Source organism: Coleofasciculus sp. B1-GNL1-01 (genome assembly GCF_040220235.1).
GTDB lineage: Bacteria > Cyanobacteriota > Cyanobacteriia > Cyanobacteriales > Coleofasciculaceae > Coleofasciculus.
This window is the reverse complement of the sequence record NZ_JAVJTO010000112.1, coordinates 78,298-95,451: the sequence shown is the minus strand read 5'-3', so window position 1 is coordinate 95,451 and position 17,154 is coordinate 78,298. Positions and strand designations below refer to the sequence as shown.

Genomic DNA, 17,154 nt, shown 5'->3' with positions numbered 1-17,154 from the left:
CTCCATTAATTTGGAGATAGCCGCCAGTTAGGTGGTGTTAGCTTGTGGACTGGTTGAGTGCCGACACCGCCAGGATGAAGCAGGAAGTAAGTTCCAGGGATGTCCATTTGTGGGTAGCTTTGGGTAAGTCTTATGTAACGGCTTGATATCCGATTATCGACTCGACGCCATCAGTTGCTGAGGCTGGTAATCGGAACCTTGCTTATTCGCACAAAATCCCAAATCATGCTTTTGTCCCGGTTCAATCACCCGTCCCCAATCCATCGGCGTGACAATATATCGTGATCCTTTCTGTTGAAAATTCCCATTCCAACTCTGATTAATCGCCGCTTGATTCATCTCAAATTGCACTTGCCAGTCGCGCACTTTGTTATCCGTGGGATTAATAACCGCTAAACTCATGCAAAATCCCTCTTGCCAATCCGATTGTAGATTAGACATGACTTTCAATTGCGGTGGAGTGGTGGGAATTCTGACGGAGGGAGGAAACTCAGCATCACTCCTAACCGCCACGGCTGACAGTTCTCGCGGTTGGTAATCCGCACCTTGCTTATTGGCGCAAAATCCTAACTCGCGGCTTTTTCCGGGTGCGATCGCCCGTCCCCAGTCCAAGGGTTTCCCGACATACTCTGAACCCTGGGCTTTAAAGTTCCCATTCCAGGTCTGACTAATTGTCGCCTGATTCATCTGGAACTGCACTTGCCAATCCCTCACCGCCTGATCTGTGGGATTGATCACCTCGATACTCATACAAAACCCATCTTGCCAATCCGATCGCATCGTTGAGGTGACTTTTAATTCCGGTTGACGGGGACGGGGTTTGAGGGTGGGATTCATCCCTAGGGATGGACTGGGTTTAATATCAGGAATGAACGCCATGGCGGGTTTGTGGGCAAATCGAGTGGCAATTAGGACTCCTTGCAGTAAATCTTGCTTCGGTTCCTGCACCGTCAGCCAGTCATCTTTGAGCAGTCCTCCGGTATCATCACTATTGGGATTCCAACTCCAGTAGGCAAAACCCAAATCCTCTTTCTGCACAAAATTAACCAGTTTCTGTTGCCAAACGCCTTCCTTGGATTGGGAATCAACTTGTCGTCCGCCAAACTCCCCGATAAAGACGGGGGCGATTCCTTTTCTGGCAATATAATTCCAGCCGATTTCCCAGCGTCGGGTGAGATTTTGGGGAAAACTGGGTTCAGAAAACCAGGGTTGATCAAAGACGCCCGGACCATATTCATGGGGAGAATAGACCACTTTATTAGGACGGGACAATCGTACTGGGAAGCGTTCCACGCCCTCTAGATTAGCGCCCATCCAATGAATCTCCAGTTGTTGACCGGGAACGTTATTTTCCACCCCTTCAACCACCATTAACCAATCCGGGTTAATCTCCAGAATCGCATTTCCAGCCCGTTCCGCCGCCAGTCGCCAATCGGTTTCTAAATCTCCAGTTCCCCAACTCGCACGCCCATGGGGTTCGTTTTTCAGATCCGCCCCAATCACGTTTAATTGATTTTTGTAGCGTCTGGCTAAGACTTCCCAGGTATCGATCCAATCGGCTTCAGTGAAGCCATCGCCGTACCACAATTCCGGAATCCGTTCATCGTTGAGTCGGTGAGAGTCCAACAGAATCATTAACCCTTGGCGATCGGCTTCTTGGATAATCATATCCATCACCTGTAGGGGCGATTTCCCTTCTAGTTCAGCATTTGCACCGATACTATAGTCAATACCCGTCACTTCTGGAGCTCTCAGGGATTTTACGGCATAAGGGAGTCGGATCATGTTGTATCCTAACCCTTTAATCTGCGCCAACATCTCCTTATAATCCCGTTTCCACAACCCGTGAGGGGCGTGCATTTCGGTTTCAATACCAAACCAGTTTACGCCTCGCAGAATGATAGGTTTACCTGTCGCATCCACGATTTTTGCTCCCTCGGTGGAAAGGGGGAAGGTAACGGTAATGATGGGATTGTTCGTCGCCGCCACGGGTAAATCTGTTGCCCAATCGACGCCCATCACCAGTGATAAAAGGAATGCTAAGAGGAAACAAATCCCTCGGCGTAAGCCCCGGACTTTTCGCCTTCGTTCCTGGGTATTGTTTTGCAGTGGGGGCGACAAATCCTTGCGTCCTGGCGATCGCGCCCAAGCTGATGCCTTTGGCATCGGGATAAATCCCTTATGCCATCTACCTTCTGCCCGCTGTTGGGCTTGGGTCAAGGGCTTCCTCATCCGGCGTAGCAATAGGGATGGGATGTGGCTAATGGGTAAGAGCAGGTCTTGGAAAACGTTAAACATAGTGCTGTGGATATCCGAATCAGAAACTGTGACGATTTCAAACTGGGCTTGGCAATTCCTGGGAGTTGTGACAGACGTTTATCCCAATCGACTCCTCCAAGCGATCGCTCTCCTGTCTACTCAGTATTCTAGATAAAGTCTAGGGGGTATAGCCAACTGGCTTAGAGTTAAGAAATGAGCCAAAAATTGTCAGCACCGGAGAGAGCTTGTTTTGTTTGGGTCAAGACTGTTCCTCACCCTGTCGAGTTTGACCCGAAGTCTCTATCTGATGTTCCCTCGTCCTAGTAATATTTTCTCTCTTTGAACTTTAATTGTAAAGAGATTTTAGGTTTATAAAGTTTACGTAAAAATACGGACTTATCCTCTGATTCTTAATCGTAACTTTATAAAAATATATGGACATTTTTCGTCACAAAGATTAACCTTAAAACAGTCCTCCTTGAAGTCCTCCTGCCAGTTGGAATTTCTCTCGCCAACGTTTAATAGTCATTAACAGTACAGTACGACGAACACTGGAAATTGTCACTAGGAACTACAAATTATGACGGGCTCTCCACTACAACGATTCTTAATTACACCCGCCGTTATCTCGACCGCCGTCTTTGGTGTCTTGACCTTACCTCTGGCTATCTTTGGGGATCAGCCAGTCACCATTCAACTCCAAGACGAACCTATATTTCATGGGGAACTCCGAGATCCTAATGTGGCTATGCCTTACCTAGGTTTAGCGGCTGTACTCGGCTTGACAGCAGGAGCCTCTAGTATTGCCATAACTGGTTGGCGTCAGTCTGCCCGTAAATCTGCGGAGACGGAAGCACAACTCTCCAGTTTGGAGCAAAACTTGAAAGAACGAGACGAATTATTAGAGTCTCTCAAAGCGGAAGAATCTCGACTAACCGCCTCTGGCTTAACCTCCTTTTTGGATGAAGAACTCCAAACCGGAGTCCAGGCGTCTCCAGAGGAACAGCCAGCTCAATCCGCATCAGAACCCGCACCTGAACAAAGTCAACCGGAACCTGCATTGTCACTACCCCAACTGACTCAACCGGAACCTGCACCAACTCCCCAGCCAGAGGTCAAACCAGCACCTGCACCGTCGTCTCCTCCCTTTGTGATTAATACTTCACTCGCGACGACTCCCTCTGAGAGTTCTACTCCAGCCACCGTGCAATCCGCCGCCGCCAAGTTTGCTTCCGCCCAAACCTACATGGCTTATGCGTCCAAAAAAGCCCCAAGCGAACCGCAGAATGTGACCCCTGCACTGACTCCCTCAGACTTGGAAAAACTACAAAGTCAATTCCAACAGATTAAAGAGCAAATGGAATTTCTCAACAAGGCAATACAAGCCCAGCAGGATGCCCCCAATGCTTCAGGAACAGCACACCCAACCCAACTCCGGGTGATTAAAAATTGGTCGGTGGAAAAGATTTCTTAGGGCTTTGTCAATGTCTTGACACCGATTTTATCGCTTGTTTGAGTGAATCGCCAAGACTTCAACATCTTGGCAAGCGAGCTACTTTCGGTTAAGCTGTCATGCCTTTCAATTGGGGATTAGTAGCGAGCTGGCTGGCTCGCCATGATTGACATTAAGGTTTAAATGCCGAACCGCTTAAGACGGACTGGTATTCCCCTCTACCCGGTTAGAATTTCCTTGAAGCTGGTTGGACAACATGGAAATAATTTGACCCACTTTCCGGCGATTTTGCTCCCCAATCCATAACGGTAGAACTTGAGTCTCGGCTAATTGTAAGACTAGCGACATAATTTCACTGTTTGATGCCTCGCCATGGAGCAGTAAAACTAACATGGCTTGGTGTTCGTCTGCTATCTGTTTCGCTTTGGGCAAAATTTCCAGGGATTTAGCCCAGTGGACTGGGAACATCAGGTGAGGCGGTTGATTGGCTCCAATGTCAACGAGGGTTGGCTCCAAAATAGTACAAGTACCGTCCTCTTTTTCATACCAAGGGCGACTATTGGGGGAGGAAGCTGCCTGTGATTGCATAAGATTGCCCATTGATTATCTGAATGTGGATGATTTTTGTCCTATTTAATCAAATTTTTTTAAAGATTGTCGAGCTTCTCTCCAAGAAATACCGTATAATTACGGACAGGATAATTTGTCAGAAAATAAAATTTAGTAAGTTGTAGAGATGTTGCCGGAAACGCCTCTACAATCTGAGACGTTATGAACTAGACGAGTAAGATGCCCATCCCCTAAAACACAAGCGAAACACCAACTACTGGGTTGTTGGATGTTCCTTCGTTTTTTCCCAATCCTCTAATGCTCCGATAACAAAGCTGGCAGCAGGATGGTTGAGGAACTGTTCAAAGGCTTTAACGCTGCCTGTTGCTAAAGCACTGAGAATTCGCTTGGCTAGTGTGGGATTGCTTTCAATGCGTTGCACGGCTTCAAGGGTTAATGCCATCTTACCCGTGTTGGTGTTGATGTCATAGAACTTATCAAGCTGTTCAAGTATGGCTTGAATTTCCTGTGCTGCATCAGCCAGGATTTGTCTTTGTTCGGGGGCGTAGTTGTTATTTATGATGCTTTGTTGTCTGCCTACATTTTTCCCCGCTAGATTACCCTGTGTTCCTTCATTAGCAACGCTGATTGCAGGGGCGTGAATGTTGATTTGTTTTTTAGATTCTGGCATGAGCTGTAGAAGTTATTCTTGTCGGTGGTTAATTCAAGAGCTGCCTTTGGCTGTGGCACTTTTATCGGCAATAAAAAACTAGGCGGCTTCGGTTAAAGTTGACTTTGACTCTAGGTCATCATTGTCTTGCCTGTTTTTTTGACAACCTTGGTTCTCTGTAGCTAAATTTCCCTGTACGCCTTGATTACCAACACTTACGACAGGAGCATGGAAATCCCAATCGTATTTAGTTGTGTAAGCTTCTGTCATTAGTTTAGGAATAGTGCCGAGTTGTTTTTGTAAGTGATTTACTAAATCAAAAAGTTGATTAATGTGTTCATTTTTGTCTGCTATCCTAGCTTGATATTGTTTTTCTAGCGCTTCCTGTACAAACTTATAGTTATGCCAGAAGTCATTGTCAATCTTACCTTTATCAGTATTAGCTGTAACACTAACCTTGATCAAAACCGTTCCATCTCCTTTGTTTTCAATACTTTGGATACCCAATGGAACATCTTCATGAACTATCTGAGTATTGGCAAAGGAATAAGCAAAAGCTTTCCAGTTAACACCATCACGGAAAATCAGATCAACGGTTTCTAGAGCTTTCTGGAAGAGTTGAGTAAATTCTCCTGGTGCAAATTCACCGACATGAGGACGGCGATCTTGTTGATATTCCTGTAGATAAATATAAAGGCAAGTCGTGCAATTTAAGTTTGTTTCTCCATTAATATTCCAGTCTTCAATACATGCTCCGGTTAGTGTTGCTTCTTCAAAGTTAGTAGCTAAGGCTTGAGTTCTAATTAATTTGGCGTCACTAAGATTCGCACCACTGAGATTCGCACCACTGAGATCAGCTTTAGACAGGTTAGCACCACTGAGGTTAGCGCCACTAAGGTTAGCACCACTGAGTTCAGTGCCTCTGAAATCTACTCTTTGCAAATTAGCCCCCTTGAGGTTAGCTTCGCTGAGGTTAGCTCTAAAAAAACTAGCGCCCCTGAGATTTGCACCACTCAAGTTGGCACCAATCAGATCCGCCATGCCAAAATTTACTTGTTCAAGGGAAGCTCTACTAAAATCGGCTCCTACGAGTTTTGCGTCAATGAGTTTGGCTTGACGGAGATTAGCTTGATGGAGGTTGGCTAGATTGAGTTGAGCTTTAGTCAGATCGGCTTTAGTTAGGTTAGCTTTCTTTAAGTTTATTTCTATGAGGCGGGTTTCATAAAAATCCGTAGCTTTGAGATGAGCCTGACTCAGATTGGCTTGAGTGAGATCGGCTCTTCTGAAAGTAGCTCCATTGAAATGGGCTTGACTCAAATTTGTTTTAATGAGTTGAGCTTCAAAGAGACTTACTTTACTGAAATTGGCTTTTCTCAGGTCGGCTCCACTCAGGTTGGCTCGTCTAAGAAAAGCTTGAATAAGATAGATAACTCTAGGTTTATCTGCGCTGAAGATAGCACAAAAAAGTTTAGCTCTTCTTAAAATAGCTATCAATGGGTTTATTTTCCATTCATTTTCCCCACTTAAACTCACTAACGGGAAAGACAGAATATCCATACCTAAACTCTCTAACACAAACTAGCCAAATTTTTCTTCTATTTGCAGGATAACTTAGGGTTTATAGAATGGCAAGCTCACCAGAGCAAAGACTGGATTTGCTTTGTATTATTATTTCGATATAGTTTTTTGTTAAAATTCAAAAAAATAAAAATATTTTAAATTTACAGACATGAATTGGATCAAATACTTCAGTTTACAGATATTCCTATTGTGCCAAGGTTTTACCGCTAATTATCGGTAATCTCTTGATCAGAGAGTTGCTAATAAAAAAGTATCCAATACAGGGGCGAGTCGCTAGATTACTGGAGATGGGGCAATAGATTACTGAGGTTGACTTGCACAGTCGCAGACCAACAGCGATCGCGCTTCTTCGTTACACTCCCAACCTCAGTGGAACCAAGCCTCGTCGCGAGAGTCATCTAAAGCGTTAACCCGCATTCAGTCAGAACTGAGCTACCCTAATTAACTAGGTAGACTAGGTAGAGCCAACTAGCGCCACTACCTCATTGTTACCATCACACCCTACCGAGCAATCCCTGGAGATCGGCTGATGAAACTGCTCTGGAATTCCCTTTTACTCTCCTTAGGCATCCTACTGCCAACTTCAACCTCTATCGTTTTAGCCGAGTCTGCGAAAACCCCCGAATCCATTCGTTCTACTCAAAATCTCACCGTTTCAGATTCCTCAATTGAGCCAACCGTTCAGACGTCCGATCCCCTCCATCACCCGATGCAGATCGGATTACCTGAACAAGTCACGGTTGAACACCAATTACCCACAAACAGGGCGGAAGCGATCGCCATTCCAGAGACTCCCTCAGCCGCTTCCCCTTCAGTTATCGTTGCTGAGGATTCCTCGGAAACGCCAGAAACGATTGTCATTCCAGAGGCTATACCCACTTCAATTCCCTCAACCCCCTCTGAGGAAACACCACCAGAGTTCACGACTCAATCTTCCCCATCCACAGTTGAAGACTCGACCGAAATCGAGACAATAGAAATCCCAGAAACCGTCAGTGATGACTCAGCGGATGCAGAAGACGACAGCGAAACCACCGCCGAAGACTCGACCGAAGTCGAGACAATAGAAACCCCAGAAACCGCCAGCGACGACTCAGCGGATACAGAAGACGACACCGAAACTACCGCCGAAATCCCCGAACTGACGCCCGAAGAACGGGAACGTCAGCAAAAGCTGATTGAAGCCGATCGCCTTTACATGAGTGGTCAATTTACCGCCGCCCAACAGCTTTATCAGGAAGCCAAAGCCTCTTTTGACACGGAAGCAGCCCTAGAGAAACCCGTCGCTATCTATGAGCCGAGTGAACTCTCACCTGCGGGTGCGGTGTATTGGCGTCAGTCTGAGGAAGGGTTAGAACAGGAACTAGAAACCAAGATTCTTGTCCCCCTCCAGTTTTTAGTCGAACAGCAACCAGAATTTATTCCCGGTCATTTGCGCTATGCTCAAACCCTCCAGGAGTACGATCGCCAAGAGGAGGCGATTCAGGTATTGGAACGGGCGACAACCTTATATCCCAATGAGCCGGATTTAATTAAAGCCAAAGTTACCGCCCTCGCCGACACCAAACGCTGGTTAGAAGCCTCCTTAGCCGCCCGTCAATTTGCCATGCTCAACTTCAATCATCCCCAAGCGGCTGAATTTGAGGTGTTGGCGGAGGAGAATTTGGAACGCTATCGATCGCACCTGCGGGGTGAACTGAGAGGAAACGCGATCGCGAATGTGATTACCGGGGCATTGGGTTATATTTTTACTGGAAATCTCTTTGGTCCGATTTCGGCAATTGAAACCACCACGTTAATGCTGCGCGGTGAATCCGCCGTGGGGGAAAGTTTTGCTGAACGGGTACAAAACCAACTCCCCATGGTGGAAGATGAACAGGTGTTGGAGTATGTCCGAGAAATTGGCAACAAACTCGCGATCGTAGCGGGGCGGGATGAGTTTGAGTATCAGTTTTATGTGGTCATGGATGACCAACTGAATGCCTTTGCCTTACCAGGTGGAAAGATATTTGTCAATGCTGGCGCGATCCTGAAAACGGACTCGGAAGCAGAGTTGGCAGGGTTATTGGCTCATGAATTGGCTCATGCCGTATTATCTCATGGCTTTCAGTTGGTAACAGAAGGGAATTTAATTGCCAATGTTACCCAATATATTCCCTTTGGTCGCACCGCCACCAATTTAATTGTTCTCGACTATAGCCGGGACATGGAACGTCAGGCTGATGCGTTGGGGACAAAGATTTTAGTTGCTGGCGGCTATGCGGCGGATGGGCTGCATAATCTCATGATTACGTTAAATGAAGAAGACCGCGATCGCCCCTTATTTGCATGGCTGTCTACTCACCCGAATACAGAGGAACGGATTGATAATATTGAAACCCTAATTCAGCGCAATGGCTACAACCGTTATACCTACGAAGGCGTCGCCCGACATTTAGAGATTCAACAGCGAGTAGCGCAATTGCTCAAGGACTACGAAGCGCAAAAAGAGTGCGAGGAAAATGATGATCAGGAGTGTGAACAGGAGGAGGACACCTCAGAAGAATAGTCTTCTACAGAAGGAATAGGACTACGGGAGCATGTCACTTTTGCACAAAATGTTCTTGTAGGTTGGGTAGAGCCTAACCGAAACCCAACAACCCGCATTTCTCACAAGTTTTGCTATCTGAATCGTCGAAACCTTTACCTGGAGTAGGTTCCGAGCATTTTTGACCGACCCGGAATTTCGACAGAGTGTTGAAAGCCTTATTCTACGGTTAATCCAGGTTGTATGAGCCTTTGGGTAATTGTGGTGAGAAATCCGGGTTTATAAGCTTTGACCGTATCTTCGGCATTCAGTGTTTCTTTTGGTACGGAACTTCTCACCACATATAAACCATCCAATGTAGCTTCTTTATTGATACTTTCACTGTTTCTTTGGTAAGAAAAGCTATCGAGAGTTATCTGGATTTTGAAATGTTTCGCTACACCATACTTGTTGATGACTTCACCCACTTTCAGTCCAATTTCCGCTTCACCCCTTAATGGGCATCTTTGCCGCGATGTGGCGCTGACTATTTTATCTAATTTCCGTTCTGTGGCTTGTAATAACTCTTCGCGATTTCTTTTTCTTTCTTCGGCTAAGAAGGGATTCCGACAGGCGACTAATCTCTCTCCCGGATAGTCTTCACAAGTAATTTCAGCTAGGTCTTTTTCTTTAATCCAAACCGAGTGCGGACTTTTTCTATCTGTTGGGTTAATGTACTAGGGTCGGCTGTATTTCCTGAAAATACTTCTACCGCAATTGGACATCCTTGGGCATTACATACAATTTAGACAGGTTCGCTAGGGTACGTTTACGCACTTTCTTGCCTATTGTCTCACAAATTTTCTCCCAAGAGTATTCAGAAAATCTTAAAAATACATGGGTACGATTTGAGGGGCTAATTGGCTCAAAGGTTTACTTAGTCCGGGTTTCGGCTTCTATCCTCAATCGGGATGGGGGGAACTTCAGTTGTCCAAAGTCCAAATGTAAGTCAGGACGGGTAAAAATAACTAAGTGAGTATAAAAATATAGAATCAGATGCCAAGCTGCAACAAGCCAACTTAGAAAATTTTGCTAGCCCCATTGAAAATGAGGCGAGAATGTCAGAGAAAGCAGACAATCTTCAAGCTACCTGCTAAGTTTGCTTATTCTTCAAGAAGGCTCTATCTACGTACCTCAACCCAATCGACAAAGGGGATCATAGAGCCGAAAATTAACTTGACCCAGTGAGCTGATCAGGTACGATTCAGATGGTATCCTCTTGGATGATCAGCTATGTGCAGGAGATGCTATGGATAACTGGCAATCTGTTCGCGTTTTTGGCTTGCCAGCAGAAAAAGGCAGATGGTTTTTAATCCCGTTAGGCTCGCTTGTCCTACTGTGTCTAGGCACAGTCTATTCTTGGAGTATCTTCCGTAAACCGCTAGAGGACTTATTTGGCATCAGCGCCACCCAAAGTTTGTTACCGTTCACCTTTTTATTAGTCCTCTATGCCCTGTTGATGCCCATTACGGGATTCTACATTGATAAGATCGGCGTGAGCAAAATTACCGCGATTGGTGGCGTGGTAACGGGAATTGGTTATCTCCTCTCCAGTTTCACCACGAATATCATTCTTTTAACCATTACTTATGGGGTAATTGCTGGCGCGGGAGTTGGCATTGCCTATGGTGTTCCCCTAGCCGTTTCCGCTAAATGGTTTCCCGATCGCAAAGGGTTGGCAGTGGGATTGACGGCGATCGGCTTTGGACTTTCTCCCTTGGTGACAGCACCGCTAGCCAAGGGCTTAATTGAGGCGTTTGGCGTTCTTCCTAGCTTTGCGATTCTGGGGATTAGCTTGACGGCAATTATTCTGGTTATCTCCATCACCTTAAGATTACCCCCAGTCGGATGGAAACCCCACAACTGGACGCCAAAACAGATTGAAAGCAGCAAAAATCAGCGACGACAACTCTTGCAATCGCCGTCTTTTTATGCCCTCTGGTTTTGCTATACCATTGGCACGTTTGTCGGACTCTCGGCGATCGGTATTTCTAGTCCTGTGGCACAGGAAATTATTCAACTCGATGCGACGACTGCTGCGATTACGGTTTCTATCTTTGCTGTCTTCAATGGCATCGGGCGTCCTCTATTTGGTTGGTTAACGGATCGCCTACAACCCAAGGGAGCGGCTATTATTTCCTATGTGTTAATTCTGATCGCTTCAATTTTGATGCTCAATGCTGGAGAGGGGCAAGCGTTGACCTATCTGGTTGCTTTTTCTCTGTTCTGGCTTTGCTTAGGAGGATGGTTGGCGATCGCACCGACAGCAACGCTGATCTTGTTTCCTCCAGAGGACTATGCTAAGAACTATGGGATTGTCTTCACCGCCTATGGCGCTGGAGCATTATTAGGGACTCTCGCCATCGGACAACTCCGGGATTTGTTTGGCAGTTATACCTACGCTTTCTATCCCACCGCCATTTTAGCCATTATCGGCATTATTATTGCCCAATTTAAGCTTCGCGCTTAAGTATTGGACTTTGGACAAAAAAATAAATTTGCGTAATTTATTCGTCAAGGCATTTGGGACAGAAAAACTAGATGTAGGGGCGGATTTAGGGATAATTGTAGGGGCGGGTTTAGGGACTCAATTCAAATATCCACCAATAACGGAACAACAAAACCCACCCATTCCCCCACCGAAAGGCAATCGATTAATCCAAAACTGGACAACCCAACCCACCTTATTCTCAACCGCGATCGCACTTTGTTTGTCCAAAGTCCAGTAAACACAATCCCATCAGTAAATCCGATTAGCTAACCTTTGCCAAGGTTCCCCATTCCAACGAATAGATCTCAATCAGTTCACGCAGTCGATACTGTTGATAATTTTTTGATGAACTGAGACGAGCTTTATTAATCGTCCGAACCAGTTGCTCTCGGCAGAATGGTTTGCTTAAGTGAGCAATAGCCCCCTGTTTCATGCCCCAAATTCGGTCAATCTTATGACTTTTAGAGGAACATATAACAATCGGAATAGCCTGCGTATCCGGATGTTTTTTAAGCTGACGACACACCTCAAACCCGTTCATTTCCGGCATAATTAAGTCGGTAACGATGACATGGGGTTGATAAAGAACTGCCTTATTCAGCGCTTCTTTCGGGTTGGTTAGATTGACAATCCTATGACCGCTATCGCGCAGGTAAAGATTCATCAATGCTAACTGGCTGATACTATCCTCAATCAATAAAATCTTACTCATGAGACGATTATCCTGCAAGTTTAGATGAGCTGGGAAGGAATAAAAATAGGAAATTGGTTTTAGATATCTTTAGCTTATTACCAGAGTAGCTTTACTTCCTGTAACAAATAATCCGTTGATTCGCTGAATAATCCTACGCAGAATGGCTGAGTTTCCGAAAAATGAATCAGTATATATGCTTATCGTGTTGAAAACTGGGGATTATTGGGATTATAATGATTCATTCTGGGGGACAGTAAAAACTTGCTAATGACAGACATCTCTGGTGCATCAACTCATCTGCAACACCATCGACAGCAGTTTCCAGCTTTAGCCAACAAAGCCTATTTCAACTTTGGCGGTCAAGGGCTTCTCCCCGCCAGGTCGTTAACGGCGATTCAACAGGCTTATGAGTATACTCAGGCTCACGGACCCTTCTCCGGTAAGGTTAATGAGTGGCGGTTGGAACAAACCGGGCAACTTCGAGGTGCGATCGCGTCGGAGTTGAGAACGCCTCCCGAAACGATTACCCTCACCGAAAACGTGACTGTTGGCTGTAATATTGCCTTCTGGGGGATAGACTGGCAAGTGGGCGATCGCATCCTGCTGACGGATTGTGAACATCCGGGTATTGTGGCGACAGCAGAAGAGATTGGACGGCGATTTGGTGTAGAGGTGTCCACTTGTCCAATTATGGCGACGCTGAACCAGGGTGATCCTACCGCCGTAATCAAACAACACCTGACACCGCGTACCCGGTTAGTCGTTCTCAGTCATATCCTCTGGAATACGGGTCAAGTTTTGCCCTTAAAAGAAATTGTGGAAACCTGTCGTAATACGGCGACAGAAAACACCCCGATCCGAATTTTAGTCGATGCGGCTCAATCGGTTGGTTCTTTACCCTTAAATTTAAGCGAACTTGGGGTAGACTTTTATGCCTTTACGGGTCATAAATGGTGGTGTGGACCTGCGGGGGTTGGCGGTTTATACGTGCGCCCTGAGGTATTAGACGATCTGCATCCGACGTTTATTGGTTGGCGCGGTATTACGATGGACAACAGAGGTAAACCCATCGGTTGGAAGCCGGATGGAGAACGCTTTGAAGTCGCGACATCCGCCTATCCTCTCTACGTTGGATTGCGAGAGGCGATCGCAACTCATCAGCAATGGGGAACGGATCAAAGCCGCTATGAACAAATTTGTCAGCGTAGTCAGTATCTTTGGCAACGCCTATCTGAGTTAAACTCGGTGCGTTGCTTATTAACCTCTCCCCCCCAAGCGGGTTTAGTCTCCTTTGTCTTAACCGATAGTACCCCCTCTTCCCAACTTGTAAAACAACTGGAAGAGAAGAGTTTCCAGCTTCGCACCCTTCGCGATCCCGACTGCATTCGCGCCTGCGTTCATTACTTTACGGACTATGAGGAAATGGATCGGTTAGTAGAGGCGATCGCGAATCAATTGTAGGGGCGGGTGTAGGAATAATTGTAGGGGCGGGTGTAGGGGCGGGTTTAGCCACACAATTAGAATGTCAGTGATAACATCTCAACAAAACCCGCCCTTATTCAATTAAAATGTCAGTGATAACATCTCAACAAAACCCGCCCTTATTCAATTAAAATGTCAATGATAACATCTCAACAAAACCCGCCCTAACACCAAATCCTGACAAATGACAAATGACAAATGACCAATGACCAATGACCAATGACCAATAACTATTCCGTTGACTTTTGCCGCACACCTTGCACAATTCGCGAGAGTTCACTCTTCTCATTAACCGTAATCCGACTGGGGGAACCACTGATAATCCGCTCGTAATTGCGGAATGAATCTTTAATTTCTGCCCCATCTTTGCTAATCGTATACTCCCGAATTCCCGTATCATGCCAAGAGCCGCGCATTTTAAACACATTAATTGCCCGGGACATTTCACCGCGAATTTCCACGTATTGCAGCATTAAAATCGTATCAGTAATCGTAGAAATATGGGAATCGGTAATTGAATTCGATCCCATAAATTGATCCGTTGTATTAGTGAAAAACCCGGTAATTTCTTCTTGCTTGGCGTAACCCGTCACCCCAATCACGAACTGACGGAATGCATTATTACTCACTCCCCGCGCTAACGCCGAAAGAGAATCAATGGCAATCCGAGACGGTTTAAACTCCTGAATTTGGGATTGAATAATTTGCAAATGATCTTCTAATCCTGCCGATTCTGGGTAAGAACAAAGAATTTTCAATAATCCTTTTTCCTCCATTTCCTCAAAATCGATTCCCCAGGATAAACCGTTTCGCGTGAGCTGCGCTCTGGATTCTTCGTAAGCGAAGAGAATCGCCCGTTCTTCATTTAAACAAGCATCATGAATAAACTTACTAACTAATAAAGTTTTTCCGGTTCCCGTAGCTCCCGTTGCTAGAATAATGGAATCTTTAAAGAAGCCACCGCCACACATTTCATCCAGGGTTTTAATTCCAGAAGATACCCGAACATTAGACGAACGCTGAGTTAATTGCATGGCACCTAAGGGGAAGATATTAAACCCTTGATTGCTTAGGGTAAACGGGTATTCCCCTTTCATGTGGGTTGTACCCCGTAGCTTGAGAATTTCAATGGTGCGGCGTCGCCGTTCTCCTTCCAAAACATTACGAACAATTACCACATTATCGGAGACAAACTCTTCCACACCAAACCGGGCTACAGGTCCATACTCTTCCACGCGCTCCGTCGTCATCACTGTCGTCACGCCAATTTGTTTGAGACGAGCGACTAAGCGAAAAATTTCTCGCCGCACCACCGAAGCCGCATCATATTGTTGAAATATGGCGGTGATGGAATCAACCGAGACGCGCTTGGCTTTGTACTTACGAATCGCGTATTGAATCCGCTCAATTAAAGCTGACAGATCAAAGTTGCCCACCACTTCTTGTCCTTCTGGATCAGGAGAAGCATCCAGAATAAACAGTTTGCCATCATCAATTAACTTTTGCAAATTCCAGCCTAAGCTATGGGAATTTTTAATAATATCGTTGGGAGATTCTTCAAAGGTAACGAAGACACCCGGATCATCGAATTGAGTAATCCCGTTATAGAGAAACTGAACCGCAAACAAGGTTTTTCCCGTACCAGACGTGCCACTCACCAATGTGGTTCGAGCCACGGGTAACCCACCATGGCTGATATCATCGAACCCCTCAATCATCGTCCGGATTTTATGGACTCCTGGGGTGTTAAAATCATCGGGTCTTTGCTCATCTAGATTAAATGGACTCATATTTTTCGTCAAATTTAAAGATATAACTAAAATCGCCGTCATCTGAGAATAGATCTCGAATCCGCTATTATCTCATAAAATCTGAACATGCCCTAAAAATCTATCTCTCCATCCCGAATTTCTTCATACAGCAGATCCAATCCGATTAAGACTCTTTCACGATCCGACAGATCCCCAATAATTTTTCGCACCGGAGGGGGTAAAACTTTCGCTAGAGTTGGCGTTGCCAGAATTTTATCTTCCTCGGCAAGTTGAGGACTTTTGAGAACATCAATCACTTTCAGGGCGTAAACTCCTTGAAATTCCTGTTCCAGTATATTTTTGAGGGTTTTCAATGCTGTAACTGAGTGGGGAGTATTCCCAGCCACATAAAGCTTGAGGACATAAGTTTTTTTTAGGGGACTCATAGGGTTAGCCATTAGGAATAAGCGAAGGATAGTTGCCAATTTAAAAGTAACCCGGAATAAATTCGTTCACCGTTGACGTTGATGGGTCGGGAGCGAATTGCTAATACCATAACTATAATTATAACTCTCTGGGAATCGAGCGACGATACATTTCACCTAAATGAGCAATTACATCGATCAGTGTTAGGCGATAGTCTGTGAGAATATCCTCATTGCGACCCTCTAGCTTGAGTTGTTGAGCAAAATCATCCATCAAATCCATGTGAATTTCTACAATTTTAGAAACGGATATATCGGCAAAAAATGCTTCATTTACCAAATTATCAATTAACTGGTTAATCACGCTTTCTTGACTGAAGTACATTAAAACAATCTCACGATAATCATGCTTAAGCTGTTCGAGCAGTTTGTTTTTTTCATTTTGAGGTAAATAGCGAAAGAAAAACTGAGGATTTCGTTTATAGTACACACCGAGATATCCCAGTCGCTCTTTTAGTTTTTCCGATAACCGATACTGCTGCTTCATTAAAGAACTCCGATTAATTTCTTCGGTTTTCTTATCCGCATTAGCCATAAGAGTAGGCAAGTTGCAGTTCGGAGAAAGAGAAAGGAACTGGGTAATTGCCTGTTCCAGAGCATGTTCTAGATCAGAGACTTGGCTAATATCGAGTCGCACTTCAGCGGCGTGAAACAAATAATGCACCTCTCCTGGTGTATAACGAACGGTTGTCTGAATTGGGTTTGGCTGAGCATTTGTGACAACAACAGAATCATTGTTTTTTGATTCTTTTGGAAAAATAACTAGAGGAAGTAGGGTTCCTTGTTCGTACAACTGATTAATAACGGGTGGTAAGGAGTCGTCATCTTGCAGCACTAAACAATCGATATGCTGCTGTTTTTGTTCCACGAACTCCAGAAACTCAGAGGCTGAGTTCGTGATCGATAAAACATAGCGATCGCCACTTAAAACCTGGCTCAGTGACTGCGCCAGGACTGGGGAATGAACAAAAATACCAATTGACAGTTGAGGATGCAAAACGATAGGACTTTAATGTTGAAAAACAACCTTACCAATTGCCGAGTTAAATTTCTCGACTGTCAAGTATTTTAACAAAATTTTTCTAAAGTTAATTAACATTACGTTAAGTACTCTAAGAATTGTAAGTAATTGTAAGCATTTTGCCCTTTACCCCCCCGATCGAGAGCAATAAT

The 17,154-nt window shown here is 45.1% G+C and carries 13 protein-coding genes and 1 pseudogene; 5 read left to right on the top strand and 9 right to left on the bottom strand.

The genetic code is table 11. The features are described 5' to 3' along the window. Nucleotides 1-153: 153 nt before the first annotated feature. Nucleotides 154-2,298 (bottom strand): cellulase family glycosylhydrolase, encoded by a 2,145-nt coding sequence (locus RID53_RS27950; protein ID WP_446391201.1) that lies wholly within the window; start codon nt 2,296-2,298, stop codon nt 154-156. Nucleotides 2,299-2,839: 541 nt separating this feature from the next. Between RID53_RS27950 and RID53_RS27945 the strand changes: the two genes are divergently transcribed. Beyond that, nucleotides 2,840-3,733 carry a hypothetical protein gene (locus RID53_RS27945; RefSeq protein WP_446391200.1) on the top strand — a complete coding sequence of 298 codons (894 nt, stop codon included), beginning with the start codon at nt 2,840-2,842 and terminating at the stop codon, nt 3,731-3,733. Between the two features lie 174 nt (nt 3,734-3,907). On the opposite strand, the gene RID53_RS27940 is transcribed toward RID53_RS27945, so the two are convergent. The 3 genes from RID53_RS27940 to RID53_RS27930 form a co-directional block, all read right to left on the bottom strand. Further along, nucleotides 3,908-4,300, bottom strand: a complete 393-nt coding sequence (locus RID53_RS27940; RefSeq protein ID WP_446391199.1) for a hypothetical protein — start codon at nt 4,298-4,300, stop codon at nt 3,908-3,910. A 235-nt stretch (nt 4,301-4,535) separates the two neighbouring features. After that, nucleotides 4,536-4,952 carry a hypothetical protein gene (locus RID53_RS27935; RefSeq protein WP_446391198.1) on the bottom strand — a complete coding sequence of 139 codons (417 nt, stop codon included), beginning with the start codon at nt 4,950-4,952 and terminating at the stop codon, nt 4,536-4,538. A 78-nt stretch (nt 4,953-5,030) separates the two neighbouring features. Beyond that, the gene (locus RID53_RS27930; protein ID WP_446391197.1) at nt 5,031-6,488 is read right to left on the bottom strand and encodes a pentapeptide repeat-containing protein; all 1,458 of its coding nucleotides are present in this window, start codon (nt 6,486-6,488) and stop codon (nt 5,031-5,033) included. Between the two features lie 553 nt (nt 6,489-7,041). Between RID53_RS27930 and RID53_RS27925 the strand changes: the two genes are divergently transcribed. Beyond that, nucleotides 7,042-9,060, top strand: coding sequence for a M48 family metalloprotease (locus RID53_RS27925; RefSeq protein WP_446391196.1), 2,019 nt, complete (start codon nt 7,042-7,044; stop codon nt 9,058-9,060). A gap of 257 nt (nt 9,061-9,317) precedes the next feature. On the opposite strand, the pseudogene RID53_RS27920 reads toward RID53_RS27925, so the two are convergent. Then, nucleotides 9,318-9,823: pseudogene (locus RID53_RS27920) on the bottom strand (IS1634 family transposase); the annotation flags it as partial. 504 nt (nt 9,824-10,327) lie between these two features. Between RID53_RS27920 and RID53_RS27915 the strand changes: the two are divergent. Both RID53_RS27915 and RID53_RS27910 read left to right on the top strand, forming a co-directional pair. Continuing rightward, nucleotides 10,328-11,548 carry an L-lactate MFS transporter gene (locus tag RID53_RS27915; protein WP_446391206.1) on the top strand — a complete coding sequence of 407 codons (1,221 nt, stop codon included), beginning with the start codon at nt 10,328-10,330 and terminating at the stop codon, nt 11,546-11,548. A gap of 28 nt (nt 11,549-11,576) precedes the next feature. After that, nucleotides 11,577-11,807, top strand: coding sequence for a hypothetical protein (locus tag RID53_RS27910; protein ID WP_446391195.1), 231 nt, complete (start codon nt 11,577-11,579; stop codon nt 11,805-11,807). A gap of 24 nt (nt 11,808-11,831) precedes the next feature. On the opposite strand, the gene RID53_RS27905 is transcribed toward RID53_RS27910, so the two are convergent. After that, nucleotides 11,832-12,281: a response regulator gene (locus RID53_RS27905; protein WP_446391194.1), complete on the bottom strand. Its 450-nt coding sequence runs from the start codon at nt 12,279-12,281 to the stop codon at nt 11,832-11,834. Between the two features lie 249 nt (nt 12,282-12,530). On the opposite strand from RID53_RS27905, the gene RID53_RS27900 reads away from it, so the two are divergent. Beyond that, the gene (locus tag RID53_RS27900; protein ID WP_446391193.1) at nt 12,531-13,724 is read left to right on the top strand and encodes an aminotransferase class V-fold PLP-dependent enzyme; all 1,194 of its coding nucleotides are present in this window, start codon (nt 12,531-12,533) and stop codon (nt 13,722-13,724) included. A gap of 251 nt (nt 13,725-13,975) precedes the next feature. On the opposite strand, the gene kaiC is transcribed toward RID53_RS27900, so the two are convergent. The 3 genes from kaiC to RID53_RS27885 all read right to left on the bottom strand — a co-directional run bounded on the left by kaiC (nt 13,976) and on the right by RID53_RS27885 (nt 16,978). Next, a complete protein-coding gene (kaiC, locus tag RID53_RS27895) occupies nt 13,976-15,535 on the bottom strand; it encodes a circadian clock protein KaiC (RefSeq protein ID WP_446391192.1) in 1,560 nt (519 codons plus the stop codon). Nucleotides 15,536-15,627: 92 nt separating this feature from the next. Continuing rightward, the gene (kaiB, locus tag RID53_RS27890; RefSeq protein WP_446391191.1) at nt 15,628-15,942 is read right to left on the bottom strand and encodes a circadian clock protein KaiB; all 315 of its coding nucleotides are present in this window, start codon (nt 15,940-15,942) and stop codon (nt 15,628-15,630) included. 118 nt (nt 15,943-16,060) lie between these two features. Continuing rightward, the gene (locus RID53_RS27885) at nt 16,061-16,978 is read right to left on the bottom strand and encodes a circadian clock protein KaiA (protein WP_446391190.1); all 918 of its coding nucleotides are present in this window, start codon (nt 16,976-16,978) and stop codon (nt 16,061-16,063) included. Nucleotides 16,979-17,154 lie beyond the last annotated feature (176 nt).